This window comes from Georgenia sunbinii (assembly GCF_036421875.1).
GTDB lineage: Bacteria > Actinomycetota > Actinomycetes > Actinomycetales > Actinomycetaceae > Georgenia_B > Georgenia_B sunbinii.
Map to the genome: position 1 here is coordinate 549,300 of NZ_JAZGOL010000003.1, position 23,445 is coordinate 572,744.

25 protein-coding genes are annotated in these 23,445 nt (G+C 72.3%); 8 read left to right on the plus strand and 17 right to left on the minus strand.

Annotated elements, in window-relative coordinates:
- The first annotated feature begins 2 nt into the window (after positions 1–2).
- The 6 genes from V2J52_RS10365 (at position 3) to V2J52_RS10390 (ending at position 5,616) form a co-directional block, all read left to right on the plus strand.
- Positions 3–524, plus strand: coding sequence for a GNAT family N-acetyltransferase (locus V2J52_RS10365; protein WP_331227607.1), 522 nt, complete (start codon positions 3–5; stop codon positions 522–524).
- Positions 525–532: 8 nt separating this feature from the next.
- Complete coding sequence (locus V2J52_RS10370; RefSeq protein WP_331227608.1) at positions 533–1,357, plus strand: transporter substrate-binding domain-containing protein; 825 nt, start codon at positions 533–535, stop codon at positions 1,355–1,357.
- Between the two features lie 63 nt (positions 1,358–1,420).
- Positions 1,421–2,092 carry an amino acid ABC transporter permease gene (locus V2J52_RS10375; RefSeq protein WP_331227609.1) on the plus strand — a complete coding sequence of 224 codons (672 nt, stop codon included), beginning with the start codon at positions 1,421–1,423 and terminating at the stop codon, positions 2,090–2,092.
- A 5-nt stretch (positions 2,093–2,097) separates the two neighbouring features.
- Positions 2,098–2,910 carry an amino acid ABC transporter ATP-binding protein gene (locus V2J52_RS10380; RefSeq protein ID WP_331227610.1) on the plus strand — a complete coding sequence of 271 codons (813 nt, stop codon included), beginning with the start codon at positions 2,098–2,100 and terminating at the stop codon, positions 2,908–2,910.
- Positions 2,891–4,279 (plus strand): MmgE/PrpD family protein, encoded by a 1,389-nt coding sequence (locus V2J52_RS10385; RefSeq protein WP_331227611.1) that lies wholly within the window; start codon positions 2,891–2,893, stop codon positions 4,277–4,279. The genes V2J52_RS10380 and V2J52_RS10385 overlap by 20 nt, the downstream gene beginning before the upstream one ends.
- A complete protein-coding gene (locus V2J52_RS10390; protein ID WP_331227612.1) occupies positions 4,276–5,616 on the plus strand; it encodes a M20/M25/M40 family metallo-hydrolase in 1,341 nt (446 codons plus the stop codon). Before V2J52_RS10385 ends, V2J52_RS10390 begins: the two co-directional genes overlap by 4 nt.
- Positions 5,617–5,637: 21 nt before the next feature.
- Here V2J52_RS10390 and V2J52_RS10395 read toward each other — a convergent pair whose 3' ends face one another.
- Genes V2J52_RS10395 through V2J52_RS10405 form a run of 3 tightly spaced genes read right to left on the minus strand, consistent with a single transcriptional unit; the run spans position 5,638 to position 9,405 of the window.
- On the minus strand, positions 5,638–6,570 hold the full coding sequence (locus tag V2J52_RS10395; protein WP_331227613.1) for a tetratricopeptide repeat protein: 933 nt from the start codon (positions 6,568–6,570) through the stop codon (positions 5,638–5,640).
- Between the two features lie 46 nt (positions 6,571–6,616).
- A complete protein-coding gene (locus V2J52_RS10400) occupies positions 6,617–7,666 on the minus strand; it encodes a DUF8094 domain-containing protein (protein ID WP_331227614.1) in 1,050 nt (349 codons plus the stop codon).
- A complete protein-coding gene (locus V2J52_RS10405; RefSeq protein WP_331227615.1) occupies positions 7,663–9,405 on the minus strand; it encodes a hypothetical protein in 1,743 nt (580 codons plus the stop codon). Before V2J52_RS10405 ends, V2J52_RS10400 begins: the two co-directional genes overlap by 4 nt.
- Positions 9,406–9,639: 234 nt before the next feature.
- On the opposite strand from V2J52_RS10405, the gene V2J52_RS10410 reads away from it, so the two are divergent.
- A complete protein-coding gene (locus V2J52_RS10410; protein ID WP_331227616.1) occupies positions 9,640–11,058 on the plus strand; it encodes a coiled-coil domain-containing protein in 1,419 nt (472 codons plus the stop codon).
- Between the two features lie 15 nt (positions 11,059–11,073).
- Here V2J52_RS10410 and V2J52_RS10415 read toward each other — a convergent pair whose 3' ends face one another.
- Complete coding sequence (locus V2J52_RS10415; protein ID WP_331227617.1) at positions 11,074–11,562, minus strand: GNAT family N-acetyltransferase; 489 nt, start codon at positions 11,560–11,562, stop codon at positions 11,074–11,076.
- An 82-nt stretch (positions 11,563–11,644) separates the two neighbouring features.
- On the opposite strand from V2J52_RS10415, the gene V2J52_RS10420 reads away from it, so the two are divergent.
- On the plus strand, positions 11,645–12,067 hold the full coding sequence (locus tag V2J52_RS10420) for a hypothetical protein (RefSeq protein WP_331227618.1): 423 nt from the start codon (positions 11,645–11,647) through the stop codon (positions 12,065–12,067).
- Positions 12,068–12,074: 7 nt separating this feature from the next.
- Here V2J52_RS10420 and V2J52_RS10425 read toward each other — a convergent pair whose 3' ends face one another.
- The 13 genes from V2J52_RS10425 to atpE form a co-directional block, all read right to left on the minus strand.
- Positions 12,075–12,887: an alpha/beta fold hydrolase gene (locus V2J52_RS10425; protein ID WP_331227619.1), complete on the minus strand. Its 813-nt coding sequence runs from the start codon at positions 12,885–12,887 to the stop codon at positions 12,075–12,077.
- Positions 12,888–12,937: 50 nt separating this feature from the next.
- Positions 12,938–13,228, minus strand: a complete 291-nt coding sequence (locus V2J52_RS10430; protein WP_331227620.1) for an Rv1322 family protein — start codon at positions 13,226–13,228, stop codon at positions 12,938–12,940.
- A 4-nt stretch (positions 13,229–13,232) separates the two neighbouring features.
- Positions 13,233–14,693, minus strand: a complete 1,461-nt coding sequence (locus V2J52_RS10435) for a GH1 family beta-glucosidase (RefSeq protein ID WP_331227621.1) — start codon at positions 14,691–14,693, stop codon at positions 13,233–13,235.
- Complete coding sequence (locus V2J52_RS10440) at positions 14,690–15,895, minus strand: N-acetylglucosamine-6-phosphate deacetylase (RefSeq protein ID WP_491062178.1); 1,206 nt, start codon at positions 15,893–15,895, stop codon at positions 14,690–14,692. The genes V2J52_RS10435 and V2J52_RS10440 overlap by 4 nt, the downstream gene beginning before the upstream one ends.
- Positions 15,896–16,228: 333 nt before the next feature.
- Entirely contained in the window at positions 16,229–16,924 is a 696-nt protein-coding gene (gene nucS, locus V2J52_RS10445) for an endonuclease NucS (RefSeq protein ID WP_331227623.1), read from the minus strand.
- Positions 16,925–16,952: 28 nt separating this feature from the next.
- Positions 16,953–17,366, minus strand: coding sequence for a DUF2550 family protein (locus tag V2J52_RS10450; protein ID WP_331227624.1), 414 nt, complete (start codon positions 17,364–17,366; stop codon positions 16,953–16,955).
- A gap of 12 nt (positions 17,367–17,378) precedes the next feature.
- Positions 17,379–17,651 carry a F0F1 ATP synthase subunit epsilon gene (locus V2J52_RS10455; RefSeq protein WP_331227625.1) on the minus strand — a complete coding sequence of 91 codons (273 nt, stop codon included), beginning with the start codon at positions 17,649–17,651 and terminating at the stop codon, positions 17,379–17,381.
- A gap of 2 nt (positions 17,652–17,653) precedes the next feature.
- Positions 17,654–19,132, minus strand: a complete 1,479-nt coding sequence (gene atpD, locus V2J52_RS10460) for a F0F1 ATP synthase subunit beta (protein WP_331227626.1) — start codon at positions 19,130–19,132, stop codon at positions 17,654–17,656.
- A 46-nt stretch (positions 19,133–19,178) separates the two neighbouring features.
- Positions 19,179–20,072, minus strand: coding sequence for a F0F1 ATP synthase subunit gamma (locus V2J52_RS10465; RefSeq protein WP_331227627.1), 894 nt, complete (start codon positions 20,070–20,072; stop codon positions 19,179–19,181).
- 3 nt (positions 20,073–20,075) lie between these two features.
- Entirely contained in the window at positions 20,076–21,710 is a 1,635-nt protein-coding gene (gene atpA, locus V2J52_RS10470) for a F0F1 ATP synthase subunit alpha (RefSeq protein WP_331227628.1), read from the minus strand.
- A gap of 60 nt (positions 21,711–21,770) precedes the next feature.
- Complete coding sequence (locus tag V2J52_RS10475; protein WP_331227629.1) at positions 21,771–22,586, minus strand: F0F1 ATP synthase subunit delta; 816 nt, start codon at positions 22,584–22,586, stop codon at positions 21,771–21,773.
- The gene (locus V2J52_RS10480) at positions 22,586–23,155 is read right to left on the minus strand and encodes a F0F1 ATP synthase subunit B (RefSeq protein WP_331227630.1); all 570 of its coding nucleotides are present in this window, start codon (positions 23,153–23,155) and stop codon (positions 22,586–22,588) included. Before V2J52_RS10480 ends, V2J52_RS10475 begins: the two co-directional genes overlap by 1 nt.
- Positions 23,155–23,358: an ATP synthase F0 subunit C gene (atpE, locus tag V2J52_RS10485; protein WP_491062088.1), complete on the minus strand. Its 204-nt coding sequence runs from the start codon at positions 23,356–23,358 to the stop codon at positions 23,155–23,157. Before atpE ends, V2J52_RS10480 begins: the two co-directional genes overlap by 1 nt.
- Between the last annotated feature and the right edge of the window lie 87 nt (positions 23,359–23,445).

The following is a 23,445-nucleotide window of genomic DNA, read 5'->3' on the forward strand; positions in this document are numbered from 1 at the left end:
GCGTGGCCGGCGGAGCCGTCCGTATCGCCGGCCCCGACGATCTCGAGGCGTACGCGCAGCTCGTCAGCGGCGCCTACGAGGACATCCGGGGGCTCGGCATCAACTTCGCCGCCGCCTCCGCGGGCCACGCGGACGCCCTCGAGCACCTGCGGCGCAACGTCGCCTACGTGCTCGTCGCGGACCAGCAGCTCGTCGCGACAGTGTCGGTGCGCTACCCGTGGGGCCCCAACCCCGGCCCCTTCGGGCTGCCGCACCTCGGCTGGATCGCTACCGCCCCCAGCCACCGGCGTCGCGGCCTCGCGCAGAGCCTGATGACCACCGTCGAGGAGGAGCTGCGCGACCGGCTCCATGCCCCGGCGGTGAGCCTAGGGACCGCCGAGCACCACCCGTGGCTGACCGAGATGTACACCCGGCTCGGGTACCGGCCCGCCGGCACCACCGACCTCGGGCGCGGCCACACCACCCTCTATCTCACCAAGCAGCTCGCCCCCGCGGCGATCGACAGCACCACCGACACCCCATGAGGTATGCCATGAAGAAGAAGACCACCGCCATCATCGCGGCCGCGACCGTCTCGCTGACGCTCGTCGCCTGCGGCTCCGGCGACGACGCGCCCGACGACGCCGCCAACGGTGACGACGCCCGCGTCCTGCGGGTCGGCTCCACCGGCCAGAGCTACCCCAACAGCTACCAGGAGGACGGCGAGCTCATCGGCTTCGACGTCGAGGTCATCGAGACCGCGGCCGCCAACCTCGGCTGGACCGTCGAGTGGACCAACACCGACTTCGCCGGCCTCATGGGCCAGCTCGAGGCCGACCGGCTGGACACCGTGGCCAACGCCGTGGCGATGACCGCCGAGCGCTCCGAGGTCTACGACTTCAGCGAGCCGTACGCGTACTACGGCGCGCAGATCGTCACCAACGAGGCCAACACGGACATCAACGATCTCGAGGACCTCACCGGCATCACGGTCGCCGGGGTGCTGGGCTCGAACAACACCGCCCACCTCGAGGCGTGGGCAGAGCGCACCGGCGCCGACATCGAGGTGCGCACCTACGAGACGCGCGACGGCGCCATGCAGGACATCGTCAACAACCGGGTCGAGGGGTACATCAACTCCCGGCCGATCCTGCTGGCAGAGGTCGAGCGCTCGGGAGCGCCGTTCAAGATGGTCGGCGAGCCGATCGCCTGGGAGGGCGTCGGCTTCCCGTTCGCCAAGACCGACGAGGGTGCCGAGCTGCTCGCCACCATCAACGAGCAGGTCACCGCGATGCGCGAGGACGGCACGCTCGCCGAGCTGTCGACGAAGTACTTCGGTGAGGACATCACCACCGAGCCCGCCGAGTTCGACAACTAGCCGACGTGCGCGGCGCCCCCGGCGGGTGCCGCGCACCGTCCCGGCGGCGTTAGGAGCTGCACGATGGACATCAGCCTGACCTACATGCTGGAGGTGGCGCCGCAGGTCCTCAAGTACCTGCCGGTCACGCTGATCCTCGCGGTGGTCTCCATGGCTTTCGCGCTCGTCCTCGGACTCGTGCTGGCGCTCTTCCGGTTCGCCAAGGTGCCGGTGCTCAACCAGCTGGCGGCCGCCTACATCTCGCTGTTCCGCGGCATCCCCACCCTCGTGCAGCTGTTCATCATCTACTACGGGCTGCCGCAGGTGTTCCCGGTGATGTCCACGATGGACGCGATGACCGCGGCGATCATCGGCTTCAGCCTCAAGCAGGCCTCCTACCTGGCGGAGATCTTCCGCGCCGCCCTCACCTCGGTGGACCGCGGCCAGTACGAGGCCGGCCTCGCGGTGGGCATGACCAAGGCGCAGATCTACCGCCGCTTCGTGCTGCCGCAGGCGGCCCACAACGCGGTGCCGGCGACCGGGAACATCTTCATCTCGCTGATCAAGGAGACCTCGCTGGCCTTCACGCTCGGGCTGACCGAGATGTTCGCCGAGGCCAAGATCGTCGCCTCCGCCTCGTTCCGGTTCTTCGAGACCTACCTCGTCGTCGGTCTGATCTACTGGGGCCTGGTCGTTGTCTACTCCTGGCTGCAGCAGCGCCTCGAAGTCGTCCTCGACCGTCCCTACAAGAGGTGAGCACCATGATCGACGTCAAGGGACTGCGCAAGTCCTTCGGGACCAACCTCGTGCTCGACGGGGTCGACCTCCAGGTGGCCGAGGGCGAGGTGGTCGCGGTCATCGGTCCCTCCGGGTCGGGCAAGTCGACCCTGCTGCGCTGCCTCAACCTCCTCGAGTCCCCGGACGCCGGCACCGTGACGATCAACGACGTCACGATCACCGCGCCGCGGTGGACCGGCAAGCAGGCCTACGCGCTTCGCCAGCAGACCGCGATGGTCTTCCAGAACTACAACCTGTTCCGCAACAAGACCGCGCTGCGCAACGTCACTGAGCCGCTCGTCGTCGGCAAGGGGATGACGAAGTCGGAGGCGGACGAGGTCGGCCGGCGGCTGCTGACGCGGGTCGGGCTGAGCGAGGAGACCATCCAGCAGTTCCCGGTGACGCTGTCCGGCGGCCAGCAGCAGCGCACCGCGATCGCCCGGGCGCTGGCGGTGCGCCCCAAGGCGATCCTGCTCGACGAGCCGACGTCGGCGCTGGACCCCGAGCTGGTCAACGAGGTGCTCGCCGTCATCCGCGGCCTCACCGAGGAGCAGATGACGATGGTCATCGTCACCCACGAGATGTCCTTCGCCGCGGAGGTCGCCGACCGGGTGGTGTTCATGGACGGCGGCGTGGTCGTGGAGACCGGCACGCCGGCGCAGATCCTCGCCAACCCGCAGCACGCCCGTACCAAGCGCTTCCTGCGGGACATCGGCACCACCTCCGCCCACCCGCACCACGAGGATCCGCCCGAGGACGACCCTGGGAGCCGGAGCCTTGAGATCCCCCTCGGCTGACTGGCGCGAGGTCACCGGCCGGCTGCTCGCCGCGCGTCCTTCCGGGGACGCCGTCGACGCCGCCGGCGCCGCGCTGCAGGACCACGTCGCCTCCTCGCTGCTGGCCCGCGACGAGCCGCCGGTCGCCCGGCTGCTCGACCACGCCGTCGCCCAGGGGGTGCCGGCGTCCCCGGCCGCCGTCCTCGGGCACGCGGCCGGCCTCTCGGCGGGGCAGGCCGCACTCGTCGGCGGGTTCCAGGCCCACCTCCTCGACGTCGACGACACCCATGAGGACGTGCGGGGCCACCCGAGCGCAGTGCTCTTCCCCGCGCTGCTCGCGCTGGCCCCGGCCGGCACCTCGGTGACCCGGCTGCTCGAGGCCTACGTCGTCGGCGTCGAGGTGATGGCTCGTCTCGGGCGGGCCCTGGGACCCTCGCACTACGAGGCCGGCTGGCACCCGACCGGCACCGCCGGGACGCTCGCCGCAGCCGCCGCCGGGGCGTACCTGCTCGCGCTCCCCACCGAGGAGGCGGCCCGGGCGGTGAGCCTGGCCGCGTCCCAGGCCGGCGGGCTGCGGTTCCAGTTCGGCACCGAGGCCAAGCCGCTGCACGCCGGCCTCGCCGCGCAGTCGGCGGTGCAGGCGGTGCAGCTCGCCGTCGCCGGTGTGACGGCGAACCCTGACTTCCTCGATCCCCGTGCGGGGTTCCTCGCCGTCCACGGCGCCGTCCGTGGTCTCGACGAGCTCACCGCGCCCTGCGGGCCGCGCTGGCGGCTGCTGGACCCGGGCCTGTGGTTCAAGCAGTTCCCGTACTGCTCGGCCGCGATGTCAGCCGGTGACGCCGCCGCTGAGCTCGCCGGGTGGGCCGCCGGCGCCGACGTCGACCACGTCGCCGTCCGGGTGCCACCGGGCGCCGACACCGCGCTGCGTCACACCCGTCCCGCCACCGGGGAGGAGGGCCGTTTCAGCCTCGAGTACGTCGTCGCGCTCCGCCTCACCGGCACCCCGCCGGACCACGTCTCCCTCGGCCCACGGCCCGTCTCCCCGGTGCTGGACGCGCTCGTCACCCGCACCTCGCGCGAGCACGTCACGCCACCTCCGAGCCCCGGCCGCAGCTTCTGGGCGGAGGTCGAGGTGACGCTCGGGGACGGGCGCCGCCGCGCCGCCGCCGTCGAGCACCCGACCGGCAGCCCGCGCGCCCCGCTCACTGCCGAGCAGCACCGGGCCAAGCTGGTGCTCGCCACCGGCAGCCCGCGCGCGGCTGAGGCCGTGGGCGCCGCACTGACGGACACCGCCACCGTGGGTAGCCTCATGACAGCGGTCGCGACCGCCGTCGGTGCCACCGACCCGCGACAAGCCCCACACTCCCCGAACCAGGAAGGCCCCCGATGACACCCGTGAGCCCGGACGACACCACACTGATCGAGGACGAGGCGGTGCAGATCACCCAGGACCTCATCCGGATCGACTCGACCAACTACGGCGACGGCACCGGCCCCGGCGAGCGAGCGGCCGCCGACCACGTCGTCGAGCTGTTGCGCGACGTGGGGCTGGACCCGGTGCTCATCGAGAGCGAGCCCGGCCGGGCCAACGTCATCGTGCGGCTCGAGGGGGCCGACCGCTCCCGCCCCGGCCTCGTGCTGCACGGGCACCTCGACGTCGTGCCCGCCAACGCCGACGACTGGACGGTCGACCCGTTCTCCGGGGAGATCCGCGACGGCATGATCTGGGGCCGTGGCGCGGTCGACATGAAGAACATGGACGCGATGATCCTCGCCAACGTCCGCCACCTCGCCCGGACCGGCACCAAGCCGCCCCGCGACATCGTCGTCGCGTTCTTCGCCGACGAGGAGGCCGGTGGGACCTACGGCGCCCAGTGGCTGGTCACCCACCACCCCGAGCTGTTCGAGGGCTGCAGCCAGTCGATCAGCGAGGTCGGCGGCTACTCGATCACCGTGCCGGACAAGGACACCGGCGAGCCGGTACGCGCCTACCTGCTGCAGACCGCCGAGAAGGGCTTCGCCTGGATCCGGCTGCGAGCGACCGGCCGCGCCGGCCACGGCTCGGTGCCCAACGACGAGAACGCCATCGTCCGCCTCGCCCGCGCCATCGACCGCATCGACGCCCACCCGTGGCCCCAGGAGCTCGTCTCCTCGGTCACCACGCTCTTCGACTCGATCACCGCGATCACCGGGATCGAGCGCGACGAGGAGAACATCGAGGAGTTCCTGCCCCTGCTGGGCGGGGCGCGGCAGTTCGTCGCCGGCACGCTGCGCGACAGCGCGAACCTCACCATGCTGACCGCCGGCTACAAGAACAACGTCATTCCCGGCTCCGCGGAGGCGGCGATCGACTGCCGCTTCCTGCCCGGTCACCAGGACCTGCTGCTCGACACCATCCGTGAGCTCGCCGGCGAGCACGTCGAGGTCATCATCGACAAGCTGGGGATCTCGCTGGACGCGCCGACGTCGTCCGAGCTCATCGACGCGATGCGCGAGTCGATCCTCGCCGAGGACCCCGGCGCCCACCTCGTGCCGTACTGCCTGTCCGCCGGCACCGACAACAAGGCGCTCAAGCGCCTCGACATCGACGGTTACGGCTTCGCGCCGCTCCAGCTGCCCGCCGACCTCGACTTCGCGCCGCTGTTCCACGGCGTGGACGAGCGGGTGCCGGTGGATGCGGTGCGGTTCGGCGCGCGGGTGCTGCGCCGCCTGCTCGCGACCTGCTGAGCCCGGCGGCCCCCGCGGGGCTCAGTACAGCGCGCTGGCGAGCGCGCGGCGTGCTGCCGCCACCGCGGGGTCGCCGTGCCCGAGGAGCTCGAAGTAGGCGATGAGCCGCTGACGGACGGCCTCGCGCTCGTCACCGGCAGTGGCGCGGACGACGGCCAGCAGCCGGTCGAAGGCCGCCTGCTGCTGCCCCGCCGCGACCTCGACGTCGGCCGCCGCGAGGTGCGCCTCGACGTCGGTGGCGGCCGCCCCCTCGGCCTCGGCTACCGCCTGCGCGCCGGTGAGGCTGGTGCGCTGGATGAGCTCGACCTGGGCGAGCGCGGCGCGGGCCTCGGCGTCGGCCGGGTTCGCGGCCAGCGCGCGCCGGTAGGCGTCGGCGGCGGCGTCGTAGTCCTCACGGTCGATGGCTGCGTGCGCCTCGGCGTGCAGCGGGGGCAGCGGTGGCTCCGCCGGTTCGGCGGGCTCGGCCGCCTCTCCCACGACGACCCCGGTGACGCCCTGCTGCGCCGCCATCCGCAGCACCTCGTCGAGCACCTGGCGCAGCTGCTCCTGGGGGTGGCTGCCCTGGTAGAGCGGGACCGGCTGGCCGCCGACGACGGCGACGACGCTCGGCACGGTCTGCACCTGGAACGCCGCCGCGATCTGCGGCTGCGCCTGGGCATCGACCCGTGCGAGGTGGAACCGCCCGCCGTACTGGGTGGCGAGGGCGGCCAGCTCGGGGGCCGGGCCACTCTGCTGGGCCCACAGCTCAACGACGACCGGGACCTGCGTGGACAGCTCGACGGTCTGACCGAAGGTCTCCTCGGTGACGTCGGCGATCACCGGCGCAGCGATCTGCGCCGCGGGCTCGCCGGTGGCGCTGGCGGGGCCGGGTGCGCCTGGCGCGGGCGGCGTGCTGGGCCGCGCCAGGCCGGAGAGGTCCACGGCGCCGTGCAGATTGAGAGAGGGCTGGCTCATCGGTGTCCTTGCGTGTCGTCGGTACTCAGTCTCGCTACCCCAGACGTTACCCGTCCTCGCTCTCGTCGTCGGCCTCCGGCTCGGGCTCCTCGACGCTCACCTGGGAGATCACGTGCCCGGCACCGAGCACGGTGATCGGGTCGGGCGAGCCCGCGGGCGGCACGACGAGCGCCACCGGCACGAGGTAGTCGGCCGTTGCCGAACCAGCGATCCGGGCACCGTCCCCCATGAGGAGTGCGATGTCGCCACCGGCCTCCAGCGTCGAGCCGTCGACGGTCCTGCTGATGGTCAGCCCGGCGTCGATGACGCCGACGACGAGCGCTCCGCCGTCGTCGGTGGTCATCGCCGCGACCGAGCCGTCCCTCACGGCGTAACGCTCGGTGACCTCACCGGCCACCTCGACGGTGGCGCTGAGCGCGTCGATCATCTCGCGGTAGCCGGCGCGGAACGGGTCGTCGGCGAAGTCCGAGCTCGTCCCGGGGTCGCCGAGGAGGTCCGCGTACGCCGATACTGCCTCCGCAGGGGTGCGACGGAGTCCCTCGGCATCCGGGGCCAGCGGCGGGCTGCCCGCCTCCGGGCGAGCGGTGGTCGGGGTCTGCGCGCCCGGCAGCAGCGGGCTCCAGAACCACAGCTTGTACTGGTCACGCGGGGACTGCTGGGTGAGCACGAGCAGCAGCGGCAGGTTCGCGTCCTGCGGGATGTGGGAGACGACGAACAACGACCGCGGCCACTCGTCGGTGGCCGCGACCACCTCGACCTGGCTGTCAGTGGTCAGCGGGGTCGGGGCGCGCTCACCGTCGGAGGCTGCAGCGAGCTGATACTCGGCCCGTCGCATGTCCAGCGCGGGCCCGCTGACCCGGCTCTCGAGCAGCTCGGCGTCGAGCGCCTCATCGCCTTCCGCCACGACGGTCTGGACGTCGTCGAGGATGCGTTCGATGCGGTCGTCATCGAGGACGGGCACCGGTGCGGTCGCGGCCGGCTCCGGCTCGGGCTGCGGCACGTCGCTGCCACAGCCGGCGAGCATCACCGCGGCGGTAGCCGCGGTGGCGACCATACGGACGGCTCGGCGCCGCGTGGTGTCGTGGTGGCGGCTCATCGTGCCTCCTCCCCCTGGTCGTCATGTCGGTCGATCGGTCGGTCCTCGCGCGGTGCCGGTGCGCCGCCGAAGCCCCACACCGAGCGCCAGCTCGGCAGCTCGGTCCCGCTGTCGGTCTCATCGGTCTCGACGGTCTCGTCGGTCTCGTCGGTCTCATCGGACTCGTCCGGCTGGTCGGCAGCCTCGTGGGGCTGCGCGGGTGCGCGCTCGGCGGGCGGGACGGTCGGCTCGGGGTCGCGCGCGGGCTCATCCTCGGTGGTGGCGCTGGGCTCCGGCGCCAGAGGTACGAGCGGCGCCGGCTCAGGCGCCGGCTGTGCGAGCGGCGCGGGCGTCGGCTCAGCGGGCGCGCTGGCCCCCACCCCGGCGGCGGGCGCATCGTCCCGGCGGGCAGCTGCCGCTCGACGGCGCGCCCACCAACCACGCTTGTCGCGCGCCGGCACCGCGGCTGCGGCCGGGCGCGGCGTCGAGCCATCGGCAGGGATCTCGGGCTCGTCCGGCGGGTCCTGGTCCGCAGTGCCGTCGTCGCGGCTTGCCGAGGGCAGCGGCTGGACGGCCACCGGCTCAGCTGCCACGCCATCACCGTCAGCGGCGTCGCCGGGCACCGAGGGCTCAGTCAGCGGGTCGACCGCCGCCTCATCGGAGGCGTGCGTGTCCACCTGCTGCGCGACGACGTCGTCCTCGTCGGCGGCGACGTCGGCTACGTCCTCGTCGGAAAGCTGCGCCGGCACCGCCTCGTCGGAGGCATGGCCGGCTGCGTCGTCGTCGGAGAGCTCCGCAGGCACCGCCACGTCGGAGGCGTGGTCGGCTGCGTCGTCGTCGGAAGGCTGCGCCGGCACCGCCTCCTCGGAGGCATGGTCGGCTGCGTCGTCGTCGCCGGCCATCGGGATCGGCGGCGCGTCGTCGCCGCGTCGGCGCCGACGCTCGGCCTGCGCCACGGAGCGTTCCATCTCACGGATCTGGCGGCGTGACAGCCGCTCCCCGGAGCCGGCCTCGGTCTCGGCCGAGCTCAACGGGATGGTGGCGATCGGGCCGGTCCCGGCCGGCGTCCACTCCAGATCCTGCCGTTCGCGAGCCTCGTCGCGGCGCCGCTGCTCGCGCCGGGCGAGTCCGTCGAGCACCAGCATGGTGCCACCGACCAGAAGCAGCAGGGCTCCGACGACGATGCCCGGCACCAGCCACGGCGTCCCCACCTCGCGGCCCCACTCGAGCTCGACCATCGGAGCCGGCCCGCTGCCGTCTCCGGCGGCGACGAGGCTCCACCGGCCGGGCCGGTCGGCCCAGCTGAGCTCGATCTCCCCGGTGCCGACCGCCTCGGCGACCCACAGGTCCGAGCCCGCCGGGTTCGGCAGGCCGGCCGCCGTCGGCTCCTCGGTGGCGTCCTCGGCCCCGTCCTCGGGCTCAGCCGGCGCGGCGGTCGAGACCTCGACGCTCAGCTCCTCCCACGAGGACAGCCCGACGACCCGCACATGCTCCGCACCGTCCAGCCACGCCTCGACCTCGGAGGTCCGGCCGACGGCGAGCGTGACAGGCTCATCGGTCTCACTGACGGCCCGGATGGTGACCGTCGGGTCGACCGCGCTGAGTACCCCGGGCTCGGTCACCACCACGGCCTCGTCGGGCCGTTCGGGCAGCGCGAGGGTCACGGTGTCGGTGGAACGGACCAGCGCAGCGGCGATCACTGACGCGATGATGACGACGGCACCGAGGATGGCGAGCACCACTGGCAGTCTTCGGGTCACGGGGATGTGAGCCTCCAGGACGGATGGGCGTGGGAGAGCGACAAGTACAGCGTCCCAGGATACGCCGCGGGTCGGTGCAATGCGTTATCGAGTTGTGACCGTCGCGGGGTGATCGTGCGCGGCTCCTGCACAGACCCGGTCCACGACGGCGGTCGTCATCGTCGACGGTTACGCTGACCCGGGCACGCCCCGCACGCGGACCACGAGGGCCGTGTCGATCGATGAGGAGGTCAGATGACCGAGGAGCAGTCCGGGTTCCCGATCGTCATGCGCGGGTACGACCGCGCCCAGGTGGACCAGCGGCTCTACGCCCTGGAGACGGCGCTCAACGGCGCCCGGGAGCAGGTGGCTGCGCTCGACGCGCGCACGATGCGGATGTCCGGTGAGCTGTCGCAGGCGCACCGTCAGCTCCGCGAGCACGAGCGCCCCACCTACTCAGGCCTCGGCTCACGGATCGAGCAGCTGTTGCGGTCGGCCGAGGAGCAGTCGGCAGGCGTCGTGGAACGCGCCAACCAGGAGGCGTCCGACGTCATCGCCACCGCGAGGCAGCAGGCCACCGAGCTCACCGCGCGCGCCGAGCAAGACGCCGCGCAGCGCACCGCCGCCGCCCGCCGGCAGGCCCAGGAGACCGTCGGTGACGCCGATACGCAGGCCGCCTCGGTGCTCGCCGTCGCCCAGCGGCGGGCTGAGGAGGTCGTCGCCTCGGCGGAGCGCGAAGCCGCCCGCATCACCGAGACCATCCGCGAGGAGGAGCAGCAGCGCCGGGCCACGCTCGAGCGTGACCTCGCCCTCGCACGCGCCACCGCGGAACGAGAGCTGGCCGAGCTGCGCACCGGCACCGAGGCGGAGGTCAGCCGGCTGCGCGCCGCGGCCGACGCCCGTGACGCCGAGGCACGCGCTACGCACGCGCAGGCGCACGCCGACGCCGAGGAGCTGCGTCACCGCACCGAGCTCGAGGCCACCGCGCTGCGCGAGCAGACCGAGCGCGACGCGCACGAGGCGCAGGAGGCGGCCCGCGCCGCCACCGCCGCGCTGGCCGAGGAGAGCGAGACCCGCGCCGCGGCGGCCGAGCAGCGGCTGGCCGAGGCACTGACCCGCACCGAGTCGATCATCGCCGACGCCGACGCCACCGCGCGCGAGCGGCTCGCCGCGGCTCGCAGCCAGGCCGAGCAGATCATCGGCGACGCACGGGACGAGGCCGGCCACCTCGTGCACGAGAGCAACAGCCGCGCGCTGGCCGAACGGGACGCGCTCGCCGCCGACGTCGCCGAGCTCACCCGACAGCGCGAAGACATCTCGGCCTACCTCAGCCAGCTGCGCGGAGTCCTGCACGAGCAGGCCGCTCCCGCGGCCACGGACGACGATGTGGCGCCGGCCGCCGACCCCGCCCAGGGCGCCGACGAGGTGGGGACCGACGACGCCGCAGCCGAGCCCGACGACGTCGCAGCGGAGCCTGACGACGCCGCAGCCGAGGCTGAGGCCGCCGCAGCGGAGCCTGACGACGCCGCAGCCGAGGCTGACGCCGCCGCAGGCGAGCCCGCGGCCACCGACGAGATCGCTGCGGCCGGCGACGCGACCGAGCTCATCGAGCAGGTGGGTGGCGACACCGCCGTGATGCCCGCAGTGGTCGACGAGGAGCAGGCCCGGGACTGACCCGAGCCGGGGCGGCTAGCGCACCATCCGCAGGTCCGCGAGCCCGCCCCACCGCTCCTCGACGTGCCGCGTGCCGTCGAGCCCGAAGCCGTTGCGCCGGTAGAACCGCTCGGCGGACTCGTTGCCCTCGGCCACCCAGAGGTAGGCCGGCGCGTCCCCCAGGGCGCGTTCCAGCAGCACGCGTCCGAGCCCGCGGCCGTGGCACCGCTGCAGCACGTACAGCACGCTGAGCCGCAGCGGCCGGACGTGGCCGGGCCCCATCGCTTCGGCGACGGCCACCGCCACGACTCCGCCGGACTCCCGCTCCACCCCGATCCAGGTGCTGCGGCCCTGCGGCTCAGCGAGGTCAGCGGCCCACCGGGCCGGCCCGGCCGCCGCCATCTCGGCGAGCACCTGCTCGGGCACGAGCCCGGTGTAGGTCTCACGCCAGGCCGCGGCGTGGGTCGCCGCGATCTGGTCGGCGTCGGGTGGTGCTGCTTCGCGCACGAAGAATGGTCCGGCCATGAAGCCGACGGTATGGCAGCACGCCGGCGATCGACAACGCGGTCTCGGCCGGGCGCCGTCGTGACGGACATAGGGTGACACCATGACCAGCGCCGGGTGGGCCGAGCAGCGCCGAGAGGCGGCAGCCGTGCACGCCGAGCGGCTCGCGAGCCGGGAGCAGGCGGTGAATGACCGCGCCCGGGCACTGCTGGCCGAGTTCGTCGCCGTCGCCCGGGAGCAGCTGCCGGCGCAGCCGCTGCGGGTGCTCGGGTACGGCGGCCGGGGCAGCGCCCGCAGCAACGTCACCGGCTGGTACCTGCGCGCCGACCGGACCTCCGGCGTCAGCACCAGCGGCGAGTTCTACGTGCTCACCGCGCCGTTGACCCTGCGGGACCGGCTGGTCGGCGTCGAGCCGGCCCCGTCACCGCCACCGATGGTGCTCGGCGCCGGCGGCAAGGACGGCGAGTCGCTCGACCTTCCCGTCGCCCTCGAGCGGCTGCTGCCCGGCTGGCGCAGCCGGCGCTGATCCGCGGCTACGCGACCCGCTCGTAGAACCGGCGCAGCACCTCGGCGACCGCCCCGGGATCCTCCATCGCGCTCAGGTGGCCCGCTCGCGGCACGACGGCGAGCTCGCTGCCGCCGCCGAGCGCACGGGCCATCGCCTCCGCGGCGTCCTGCGGGCTCATCGCGTCCTCGGCGCCGCGCAGCACGAGCCCGGGGACCGAGAGATCCTCCAACGCGGTCAGTCGCGTCGGCCGCACCGCCATTGCCCGCTGCGCCCAGGCGATCGAGGGGCCCGGCGCCTGGGCGAGCAGGTCGCGCAGCCGCTCGACGACGTCGGGCCGCTCGGCACGGGTGGTCTCCCCCAGCACCGTGCCGACCATCCCCGTCACCGCCGCGCTGCCGCGCTCCTCGGCGTCCTGCGCGACCCGTAGCCGGCCGGCGCGTGCGTCGTCGTCGTCGCCGGTGGCTTTGGTGTCGAGCAGCGCGATGCCGGCGATCAGCCCGCGGTGGCGCTCGGCGAGCGCGAGCGCGGCGTAGCCGCCCATCGACAGCCCCGCGACGACAGCGCGGCGCACCTCCACCGCGGCGAGCGACTGCGCGACGGCGTCGGCGAAGGTCTCCAGCGACGGCTCGTCCGGCCGGTCGACCGCCGCAGCGACGTCGCCCGGCAGCGGCGAGTCACCGAAGCCGGGGGCGTCGACCGCGATCACCCGGATGTCGCCCGCGAGCTCGGCGAGAACGCCGTCCCACATCCGGGAGTCCAGCGGGAAGCCGTGGAGCAGCACGAGCGGCAGTCCCGTCCGCGGTCCGTGGTGGTGCAGAGCCAGCGCCGTGGTAGCCATGCCACGAGGATGGCACGGACCACCGGTCGGGGCAGCAGAGGCCGGCCGACCTACCGGCGCCCCCAGCATGCGGTGTGCCAGTGGCGCCGCTCCCCCAGCGCCACGTCGGCGCCGAGGATGTGCTCGGTGGGCCACGCGACGACGTGGGGCGTCCCTGGCTCGATCAGCTGCTGGCAACCGGGGCAGCGATAGGACTTCTCCGCACCGCGGACCTGTCGCACCATGTAGTCCTCACCGCCCGGCCCGGGCTGGGTCCGCGGCACTGACTGCAGCCGGCCGAGGTCGAGCGGCACGTGCTCGGAGCCATAGGGCCGCTTCTTCGACCGACGTCCCCCTGCCACCAGATCACTCGCCCTCGGTCGGCCCGGTGACCACCGGCAGCGGGGGCAGCGAGGCGGCCTCGATGACGTCGGGCAACCGCCCTGTGCGGATGAGCTCGCGGTACCAGCGGGCGGAGTCCTTGGGGATCCGGTCGAGGGTCTGCGGGTGGGCGTAGACGATGCCGAACCGCTTCTCGTAGCCGTAGGACCACTCGAAGTTGTCGATGAGGGACCACGCGAGGTAGCCGCGGACGTCGGCCCCGGCGTCGCGGGCGGCGACCACCGCCTGGACGTGGGAGTGCAAGTAAGCGACACGAGCGACATCGTGCACCCGACCGTCGGCAGTGAGGACGTCATCGAAGGCGGCACCGTTCTCGGTGACCATCAGTGGCTGGTCCGGGTAGGCGTTGTCGAGCGCGAGGAGCAGCTCGGTGAGCGACTCGGGGGCGATGTTCCAGCCCATCGCGGTGTGCGGCGGCGCGAGGGGGAGGAACTCGACATCGGTCGCGCCCACCCACGGCGAGGCCGCGGAGGCGCCGTGGCCGTCCGCGCGCGGCGCATCCCCGGTCCCCTGGTGGCGCCGCACGAGCTGGGTCGAGTAGTAGTTGACGCCGAGCACGTCGATCCGCTGACGGGTGATGCCCAGGTCACCGGGGCGCACGAAGGACCAGTCGGTCAGCTGCTCAGTGTCACGCAGCAGCCGGGCGGGGTAGCTGCCGTCGAGCAGCGGGCCGAGGAAGACGTGGTTGCCGACGGCGTCGATCTGGGCGACGGCGTCCAGGTCCGGGCCGGACCCCGGGTCAGCGGGATGGGTGACATGGATGTTGAGCGAGACCGACACCGGGGTGCCCTCGCCGAGCACCTCGCGGATCGCCAGCGTGCCGAGCCCGTGGGCCAGGTTGAGGTGGTGCGCGGCAGCCAGCGCGGTCGCCGGCTCGGTGCGGCCCGGGGCGTGCACGCCCGACGCGTAACCGAGGAAGGCCGCGCACCACGGCTCGTTGAGCGTGGTCCACAGCGCCACCCGGTCGCCGAGGGCGCCCGCCATCAGCCGGGCGTACTGCGCGAACGCCTCCGCCGTCGCCCGGTTGCCCCACCCGCCGTCGTCCTCCAGCTCCTGCGGCAGGTCCCAGTGGTAGAGCGTGACGATGGGTTCGATGCCGGCCTCGCGCAGCGCGTCGAGCAGCGTGACGTAGAACGCGACGCCCTCGGGATTGAGCGGTCCGCGACCGCCCGGCTGCACCCGCGGCCAGGAGATCGACAGCCGGTAGGCCTGCACGCCGAGGGCGACGAGCAGCGCGACGTCCTCGCGCCAGCGGTGGTAATGGTCCACGGCGACGTCGCCGGTGTCCCCGCCCTGCACCCGGCCCGGGGTGTGGGAGAAGGTGTCCCAGATCGACGGGCCGCGCCCGCCCTCGGTCGCGGCGCCCTCGATCTGATAGGCCGCTGTGGCGGTCCCCCAGCGGAACCCCTCGGCGAACGTGCTCATACGGTCACTCCCTCTCGGACGATCTCCAACGGCTGCAGGTCGTGGTCGGTGACGACGACGTCGGCCCGGCGCCCCGCGACCAGCGCGCCGACGCCGTCGTCGCCGAGCACCGTGGCTGGGCCGGTCGCTGCCATGTAGACGGCGTCGACGAGGCCGATGCCGCCGGCGACGCAGGTCCGGACGACGTCGATGAGGTGGGCGGTACCACCGGCGATCGAGCCGCCCTCGGTGAGCCGGGCGACGCCGTCGGCGACGGTCACCGCGAGCGAGCCGAGCTGGTACTCGCCGTCGGGCATCCCGGCGGCGGCCATCGCGTCGGTGACGAGGACGACGTTCTCGCGTCCGACGAGCTCGACGATGCTCCGCACCAGCCCGGTGTCGACGTGGGTGCCGTCGGCGATGAGCTCCAGGGCGAGCCGCCCGTGCCGCGCGGCGGCCAGCACTTCGGGCACCGGACCGGGGTCACGGTGGTGCATCGGGTTCATCCCGTTGAACAGGTGGGTGACGGTCGCGCGCCGGGAGCGTGCGGCGGGGTGGGCCGCGAGCATCTCGTCAGCCTCGGTGACCGCCACCCGGGTCTGCTCCGCCGTCGCGACGGTGTGGCCGAAGGAGGGCAGCGCGCCGCCGGCGACCAGCGCCTGCACGACATCGGCAGCGCCGGGAGCCTCGGGCGCCAGCGTCATAGTGACGCCATGGCCGGCAGCGAGCTGGAGCAGCTCGGCGGTGAGCGACGCGTCCGGCTGCCGGATCGCGGCCGGGTTCTGCGCGCCGCACCGGTCGGCGGAGATGAACGGCCCCTCGAAGTGGATGCCGGCGATCTCACCGGCCGTCGCCAGCTCGGCGAGCATCGCGGTGCGCTGCCGCAGCACTTCGGGCTCAGCGGTGACCAGGGAGGCAACGAGCGACGTCGTGCCGTGGCGGAGGTGCTCGAGGACGGCGGTCCGTGCCGTGGCGGCATCGGTCGCGTCCGGAAAGCTCACTCCGCCCCCACCATGGCAGTGGAGGTCCACCAGGCCCGGCAGAAGGTAGCGCTCGGCAGTGGCGGCAGCTGTAGCGACGGCCTCCCGCCAGCGATCAGGAACGTCGTCCGCCACACCCACCCAAGCGATGCCGCGCCCCTCGATGACAACAGCGCCGTCAGCGAGGAGCTGATCGGGCGTCACCACGCACCCGCGAAGCACTCGCACGCCTGAAGCCGTCATACCCGCCATTGTGCCCCGTCCGCCGAGAGCGGAGGGCGGGGGCGTCGTGCCGGTGTCGTGGCGGGTCTGGCGGGAGCCGCGAGGGACGAGCGGCGGATGGCAGACCCGGCGCGACACCCCCGTCCGCAGCGAAGGTGAGCCACGGACCCACCCCGCGTGGACAACCCCGCTCTCGGCGACAAGTCGGCTGTCGGCGACAAGTCGGCTGTCGCGGACAAGTCGGCTGTCGGTGACAAGTCGGCTGTCGGTGACAAGTCGGCTGTCGCGGACAAGTCGGCTGTCGGCGACAAGGCAGCTGTCGCGGACAAGTCGGCTGTCGGTGACGGAGGTGGGTCAGAAGAGGCGGGAGTCGACGTCGTCGAGGCCGCGCATGGCGTCGTAGTCGAGGACGAGGCAGCGGATGCCGCGGTCCTGGGCCAGCACCCGCGCCTGCGGCTTGATCTCCTGGGCGGCGAACACGCCCTCGACCGGCGCGAGCAGCGGGTCGCGGTTGAGCAGCTCGAGGTAGCGGGTCAGCTGCTCGACGCCGTCGATGTCGCCGCGTCGCTTGATCTCCACCGCCACCGCGCGCTCCTGCGGGCCGCGGGCGAGGATGTCGACCGGCCCGATCGCGGTGGGGAACTCGCGCCGGACCAGCCGGTGACCGTCACCGAGCAGGTCGATCTGGGCGGCGAGCAGCTCCTGGAGGTGGGCCTCCACACCGTCCTTCACCAGGCCCGGGTCAACGCCGAGGTCGTGCTCGATGTCGTGGATCACCTCGTGGAGCCGCACGACGAGCCGGTCGTCGGACTTGGTGTTCTGCACCGTCCAGACCTCGACGACGCCGGCCGCCACCTCGTCCGCGGACGGCGGGCTGATCGTCAGCCGGCACGGCGGGGTCATCCAGTTGAGCGGCTTGTAGGACCCGCCGTCGGAGTGGACCAGCACCGAGCCGTCGGCCTTGACCATAAGTAACCGGCTGGCCAGCGGCAGGTGGGCGTCGAGCCGGCCGCTGTAGTCGACCGAGCAGCGGGCGATGACGGTGCGCACGTGAACCTCTTTCTGCAGTACCGGCCGGTCAGCGCAGGCCGGGGTCGACCGGGGGGCTGGACTCCAGCCAGCTCGTCAGGCCGTCGAGCGCCGCGCCGGCCAGCGCGAGGTTGAACTCCTGGTCGCCCGACCGGCAGGAGACCTCGACGACCCCGTGCGGGCCGCCGGGGAGCGTCCGGCGCTGCGGCTCGACGACGAACGTCAGCCGTGACCACCGGTACCGCGGGCGCAGCGTGAGCGACACCAGCCGGTACCAGTCCAGCCGGCCCACGCCGTAGACGGCCACGCCGTTGGTCCAGTGCTGTGACTCGGGCTCACGGACGGCACAGGCGAACGACCCGACCAGCCGGTCGAGCGCCCGCACGCGCAGCAGCACCGCGGCCGCCGCCACTGCGAGCACGGCAAGCAGGACGAGCGACCACCACAGCCATGCCCACCCCACCCCGCCGTTGCCCTAGTGCTCGTCGGCGCGGTGCTCGTCCTGGCTGTCGACGACCACGGTGATGTCGTCGTCGTCGACGGAGACGAACCCACCAAGGATGTCGACCGACTCGCTCGAGCCACCTTCACCGATGACGCGCACCGTGCCGGGGCGCAGCACGGCCAGCACCGGCTGGCGCCCCGGACGGATGCCGAGCTCGCCGTCGGCCGCGGGCACGCTCACCGAGGTGGCCTCGCCCTGCCACAGCGTCGCCTCGGGACCGACGATGTGCACGCTGAGTGTCACGATCAGCGCTCCTCGGCCTGCATCGTGGACCAGGCACGCTCGAGGTCGTCGATCCCGCCGATGTTGAAGAACGCCTGCTCGGGGACGTGGTCGTACTCGCCGTCGGCAATCCGACGGAACGCCTCGACGGTCTCGGCGACCGGCACGGTCGAGCCCTCGACGCCGGTGAACTTGATCGCGGTGTAGGTGTTCTGCGACAGGTACTGCTCGATCCGACGGGCCCGGGCGACGGCGACCTTGTCCTCCTCGGACAGCTCGTCGACACCGAGGATCGCGATGATGTCCTGCAGCTCCTTGTTCTTCTGCAGGATGGACTTCACTCGCGTGGCCACCTCGTAGTGCTCCCGACCCACGTACTGTGGGTCGAGGATCCGCGAGGTCGAGGTCAGCGGGTCCACGGCCGGGTAGAGGCCGCGCGAGGCGATGTCACGCGACAGCTCGGTGGTGGCATCCAGGTGGGCGAAGGTGGTCGCCGGCGCGGGGTCGGTGTAGTCGTCGGCCGGCACGTAGATCGCCTGCAGCGAGGTGATCGAGTGTCCGCGGGTGGAGGTGATGCGCTCCTGGAGCACGCCCATCTCGTCGGCGAGGTTCGGCTGGTAGCCCACGGCCGAGGGCATCCGGCCCAGCAGCGTGGAGACCTCGGAACCGGCCTGGGTGAAGCGGAAGATGTTGTCGATGAACAGCAGCACCTCCTGCTGCATGACATCGCGGAAGTACTCCGCCATCGTCAGCGCGGACAGCGCGACACGCAGCCGGGTGCCCGGCGGCTCGTCCATCTGGCCGAAGACCAGGGCGGTCTTGTCGAAGACGCCGGCCTCCTCCATCTCGTTGATGAGGTCGTTGCCCTCACGGGTGCGCTCCCCGACGCCGGCGAACACCGAGACACCGCCGTGGTCCTGCGCCACGCGCTGGATCATCTCCTGGATGAGGACCGTCTTGCCCACACCGGCGCCGCCGAACAGGCCGATCTTCCCGCCCTGGACGTAGGGGGTGAGCAGGTCGATGACCTTGATGCCGGTCTCGAACATCGTGGTCTTGGACTCGAGGGCGTCGAAGCTCGGGGGCTTGCGGTGGATGGGCCAGCGCTCGGTGATCTCGAGGGTCTCGCCCTCCTTGAGGTTGAGCGGCTCGCCGATCACGTTGAACACGTGGCCCTTGGTGACGTCCCCGACCGGAACGGTGATGGGCTCGCCGGTGTCGCGCACGGCCATCCCCCGCACCAGGCCGTCGGTCGGCTTGAGCGCGATGGCGCGAACGAGGTTGTCGCCGAGGTGCTGGGCGACCTCGAAGGTCATGTCCACCTCACCCTCGCCCTGGCCGATGGTGGCCTTGTCGAGGGTGACGACGAGCGCGTTGTACATCCCCGGGATCTGGTCGGGGGCGAACTCGACGTCGATCGTCGGGCCGATGACCCGGGAGATCCGGCCCACGCCGGGGGCGGACGGCTGCTCGGTGAGAGAGTCGGTCGTGGTCGCAGTCATGTCAGTCTTCCTTCGCGGCGGGCGGCAGTGGTCTGGGTGGGCACGGTCAGCTCGCTGCCAGTGCGTCGGCTCCCGAGACGATCTCGGTGAGCTCCTGGGTGATCTCGGCCTGGCGGGCGGCGTTGGCCATCCGGGTGTTGTCGGCGATGATCTCTTCGGCGTTCTCGACCGCGGTGTGCATCGCCTGCTGGCGGTTCGCCAGCTCCGAGGCCGCGGCCTGCAGCAACGCGTTGTAGATCCGGCTGCGCACGTACAGCGGCAGCAGCTGGTCGAGCACCGCATCCGCGGACGGCTCGAACTCGTAGAGCGGCAGCGGCTCGGCGTCGGGCTCGGCGACGCCCTCGACGACCTCGAGCGGCAGCATCCGCCGCACGAAGGGCTCCTGGGTGACCATCGTGACGAACTTGGTGAACACGACGTGCAGCTCGGAAACGCCGCCCTCGCCGGCCGGCGCGAGGAACGCCTCGAGCAGCGTCCTGGCGACATCGCGAGCGAGGTCGACGCTCGGCTTGTCCGACTCTCCCGCCCAGGTCTTGACGATGTGGCGCTCCCGGAAGGAGTAGTACCCGATGCCGCGGCGCCCCACGACGTACAGGTCGATCTCCTTGCCCTCCGCCTCCAGCTTCTCGCGCAGCTCCTCGGCCGCCCGCAGCACGGTGGCCGTGTACGAGCCGGCCATGCCGCGATCAGCGGTGAGCACGAGCATCGCGACCCGGTTGGTGTCGGTCCGCTCGCTGAGGATCGGGTGGCCGACGTCGGCGTGGGAGGCGACGGCGGACGTAGCGCGGGTCAGCGCGACCGCGAACGGGCTCGCCTTGGTCGCCCGGTCACGTGCTGGGCCGATCCGAGAGGCGGCGATGAGCTCCATCGCACGGAACATCTTGCGTAGCGTCTGCGTCGACTTGATTTTCTGCTTGTAGACGCGCTGCTGGGCTCCCATTCCTCAGCCCCGCTTCTCGGCGACGATCTGCTCCTGCTCGGTCTCCACCGGCGCGTCTGCCTCCGGCGCGGCGACCTCGGAGCCGAGCGTGCCCTCACCGGCGAGGAAGCCCTGGCGGAACTCCTCGATCGAGGACTTCAGCGCGTCCGCGGTGTCGCCCTCGAGCTTGCCGGTCTCGGAGATCGTCTTCAGCACGTCCGAGCCCCGACGCAGGTGGTCGAGGAACTCCGACTCGAAGCGGGAGACGTCGGAGGTCTCGACGTCGTCGAGGTAGCCGTTGGTGCCGGCCCAGATCGCAGCGACCTGGTCCTCGACGGCGTGGGGCGAGTACTGCGGCTGCTTGAGCAGCTCCATGAGCTTCTCGCCGCGGGTGAGCTGCTGGCGCGTCGTCGGGTCGAGGTCCGAGGCGAACATCGCGAACGCCGCCTGCGCCCGGTACTGCGCCAGGGTGATCTTCAGCGTCCCGGCGACCTTCTTCATCGCCTTGATCTGGGCGTCACCACCGACCCGCGACACCGAGATGCCGACGTCGACGGCGGGGCGCTGGTCGGAGTTGAACAGGTCGGACTGGAGGAAGATCTGACCGTCGGTGATCGAGATGACGTTGGTCGGGATGTACGCCGAGACGTCGTTGGCCTTGGTCTCGATGATCGGCAGACCGGTCATCGAGCCCGCGCCGAGCTCGTCGCTCAGCTTCGCGCAACGCTCCAGGAGCCGGGAGTGCAGGTAGAACACGTCACCGGGGTAGGCCTCACGGCCCGGCGGGCGGCGCAGCAGCAGGGAGACCGCACGGTAGGCCTCGGCCTGCTTGGACAGGTCGTCGAAGACGATGAGGACGTGCTTGCCCTGCTCCATCCAGTGCTGGCCGATGGCCGAGCCGGTGTAGGGGGCGATGTACTTGATCCCGGCCGGGTCGGAGGCCGGGGCGGCGACGATGGTGGTGTACTCCATCGCGCCGGCTTCCTCGAGCGCGCCTCGCACCGAGGCGATGGTCGAGCCCTTCTGTCCGACGGCGACGTAGATGCAGCGGACCTGACGGTTCTCGTCGCCGCTGTCCCAGTTGTCCTTCTGGTTGAGGATCGTGTCGATCGCGATGGCCGTCTTGCCGGTGCCGCGGTCGCCGATGATCAGCTGGCGCTGGCCGCGGCCGATCGGGATCATCGAGTCGATGGCCTTGATGCCGGTCTGCAGCGGCTCGTGGACGCTCTTGCGGTCCATCACGCCGGGGGCCTGGAGCTCCAGCGCGCGCCGTCCCTCGGCCTCGATCTCGCCAAGACCGTCGATCGGGACGCCGGTGGGGTCGACGACCCGGCCGAGGAACTTGTCACCGACGGGCGCGGAGAGCACCTCGCCGGTGCGGTGGACCGTCTGGCCCTCCTCGATCCCGGTGAACTCGCCGAGGACGACGACGCCGATCTCCCGGACATCGAGGTTGAGCGCCAGGCCCATCGTGCCGTCCTCGAAGCGGAGCAGCTCGTTGGCCATGGTGCCGGGCAGGCCCTCGACGCGGGCGATGCCGTCACCGGCCACGGTGACGCGGCCGACCTCTTCACCCACCGCCTCGGACGGCTGGTAGGAGTCGACGAAGCTGTCCAGCGCCGCCCTGATCTCCTCGGGCTTGATCGTCAGCTCGGCCATGTGTGGTTCCTTCTCCTTGGCGACCTGTGTCGCAGTTCGTCTGTGAGTGTCTGGTGAGGCTCAGCCGGAGAACCGGCGTCGGGCGTCCTGCAGGCGGGACAGCATGGTGGCGTCGATGATCTCGTCACCGATCTGCACCCGCAGCCCCCCGACGACCCGGGGGTCGATCGCCACGTTGACGTGGACCTCGCCGCCGTAGCTGCGGCCGAGGATCTGAGCCAGTCGCGCCTCCTGCGCCTGGCTCAGCGGCGACGCCGCGGTGACCGTGGCGACGCGCTGCTCGCGGCGTCGGGCAGCGATCTCGCCGATGCTCCGTAGTGCGCTGCCGAGGGTGCCGCGGTGCGGCGAGCTCACCTGGCGGTTGACGAGCAGCTGGGTCGCCGGCAGCGCGCGGCTGCCGATGAGCGACCCGATCAGGGCGATACGCCGCTCAGCGCTCGCCTCGGTGTCGGCAAGCGCCGCCCGAAGGTCTCGGCTCGAGGCGAGCAGCCGCTCGGTGCGGAACAGCTCCTCCTCCACCTGCAGCAGCGTGCCCTGCGACTGGGCGGCCGCGAGGATCGAGGTCGTGCCCAGCTCCTCCACCGCCGTCGCGAGGTCGCTCTCCTGGGACCAGCGCGACCGCACCATGCCGGACACGAGGTCGAGGACCTCGGCCGCCACCTTGCCCTCGAGGAGGGACCCGATGAGGCGGGCCTTGGCCTCGCCGTCCCGGGAGGGGTCGGACAGCGCCCGACGCAGCGAGCCAGAGCCACGCAGCGTGTCCGCGAGGCCGTACAGCTGCGTGCCGAACTCCTCGGCACGCGCACCGGCGTCCCGCAGGACAGGCTCGAAGCGCTCGCTCGCGGCGGTCAACGCCGCCTGGCTGCTCGCTCGCATCACGCCTCCGTCACCTCGGAGACCGCACCGACCACCGGGGTCTGGGCGTCGAGCTCGTCGAGGAAGCGGTCGATGACCCGACCACGACGCTCGTCGTCGGCGAGAGACTCGCCCACGATGCGCTCGGCCAGCGTGGTCGCCAGCGATCCGACGTCCCGACGCAGCGAGGCGGAGGCCTGCTGGCGGTCGGCCTCGATCTGCCGGTGGGCGCTCTCGAGCACCCGCGCGGCCTCGGCCTGAGCCTGGCCCCGCTTCTCGGCGATGATCGCCTTGCCGTCCTCCTGGGCCTGCTCGCGCACGCGCGACGCCTCGACCCGGGCGTCGGTGAGCTCGCGCTCGATCTCGCCGCGCAGGGTCGCGGCCTCGGCGCGGGCCGTCTCGCCCGCCTTGAGGCCACCCTCGATCTTCTCGGTCCGCTCGTCGAGGACCTTGGTGAAGGCCGGGATGACGAACTTGACGAAGACGAGCGCGACGACGGCGATGCTCACCGCCGACCAGATGATGTCGTAAACCGCGGGGATGAGGACATGGTTGTCCCCGGCCGCGTGGACGAGGGCCGTGGGGATCATCAGAAGACGAAGCCGGCGGCCAGACCGATGAGCCCGAGCGCCTCGACGAGGGCCATACCGATGAACATGTTGATCCGCAGGGGACCGGCGATCTCAGGCTGGCGTGCCGTCGCCTCCTGCGTCTTGGCCACGAGGATGCCCATGCCGATACCCGGGCCGATGGTGGCCAGGCCGTATCCGATGGTGGCGATGTTGCCGGTGATCTCCAAGGGGGTTCCTTCCGTTGGGGTCCCGGGCTACTTGCCCGGCACGTTCAGGGGGTGGGGCGGCCGCGTTGTGCGACCGCACCG

Coding starts and splice junctions, on each gene's coding strand:
- V2J52_RS10370 (WP_331227608.1), top strand. CDS start 533: ATGAAGAAGAAGACCACCGCCATCATCGCGGCCGCGACCGTCTCGCTG.
- V2J52_RS10440 (WP_491062178.1), bottom strand. CDS start 15,895: ATGACGGCTTCAGGCGTGCGAGTGCTTCGCGGGTGCGTGGTGACGCCC.
- V2J52_RS10435 (WP_331227621.1), bottom strand. CDS start 14,693: ATGAGCACGTTCGCCGAGGGGTTCCGCTGGGGGACCGCCACAGCGGCC.
- V2J52_RS10400 (WP_331227614.1), bottom strand. CDS start 7,666: ATGAGCCGCCACCACGACACCACGCGGCGCCGAGCCGTCCGTATGGTC.
- atpA (WP_331227628.1), bottom strand. CDS start 21,710: ATGGCCGAGCTGACGATCAAGCCCGAGGAGATCAGGGCGGCGCTGGAC.
- V2J52_RS10375 (WP_331227609.1), top strand. CDS start 1,421: ATGGACATCAGCCTGACCTACATGCTGGAGGTGGCGCCGCAGGTCCTC.
- atpD (WP_331227626.1), bottom strand. CDS start 19,132: ATGACTGCGACCACGACCGACTCTCTCACCGAGCAGCCGTCCGCCCCC.
- V2J52_RS10465 (WP_331227627.1), bottom strand. CDS start 20,072: ATGGGAGCCCAGCAGCGCGTCTACAAGCAGAAAATCAAGTCGACGCAG.
- V2J52_RS10410 (WP_331227616.1), top strand. CDS start 9,640: ATGACCGAGGAGCAGTCCGGGTTCCCGATCGTCATGCGCGGGTACGAC.
- V2J52_RS10420 (WP_331227618.1), top strand. CDS start 11,645: ATGACCAGCGCCGGGTGGGCCGAGCAGCGCCGAGAGGCGGCAGCCGTG.
- V2J52_RS10425 (WP_331227619.1), bottom strand. CDS start 12,887: ATGGCTACCACGGCGCTGGCTCTGCACCACCACGGACCGCGGACGGGA.
- V2J52_RS10480 (WP_331227630.1), bottom strand. CDS start 23,155: ATGATCCCCACGGCCCTCGTCCACGCGGCCGGGGACAACCATGTCCTC.
- V2J52_RS10415 (WP_331227617.1), bottom strand. CDS start 11,562: ATGGCCGGACCATTCTTCGTGCGCGAAGCAGCACCACCCGACGCCGAC.
- V2J52_RS10390 (WP_331227612.1), top strand. CDS start 4,276: ATGACACCCGTGAGCCCGGACGACACCACACTGATCGAGGACGAGGCG.
- V2J52_RS10380 (WP_331227610.1), top strand. CDS start 2,098: ATGATCGACGTCAAGGGACTGCGCAAGTCCTTCGGGACCAACCTCGTG.
- V2J52_RS10395 (WP_331227613.1), bottom strand. CDS start 6,570: ATGAGCCAGCCCTCTCTCAATCTGCACGGCGCCGTGGACCTCTCCGGC.
- V2J52_RS10475 (WP_331227629.1), bottom strand. CDS start 22,586: ATGCGAGCGAGCAGCCAGGCGGCGTTGACCGCCGCGAGCGAGCGCTTC.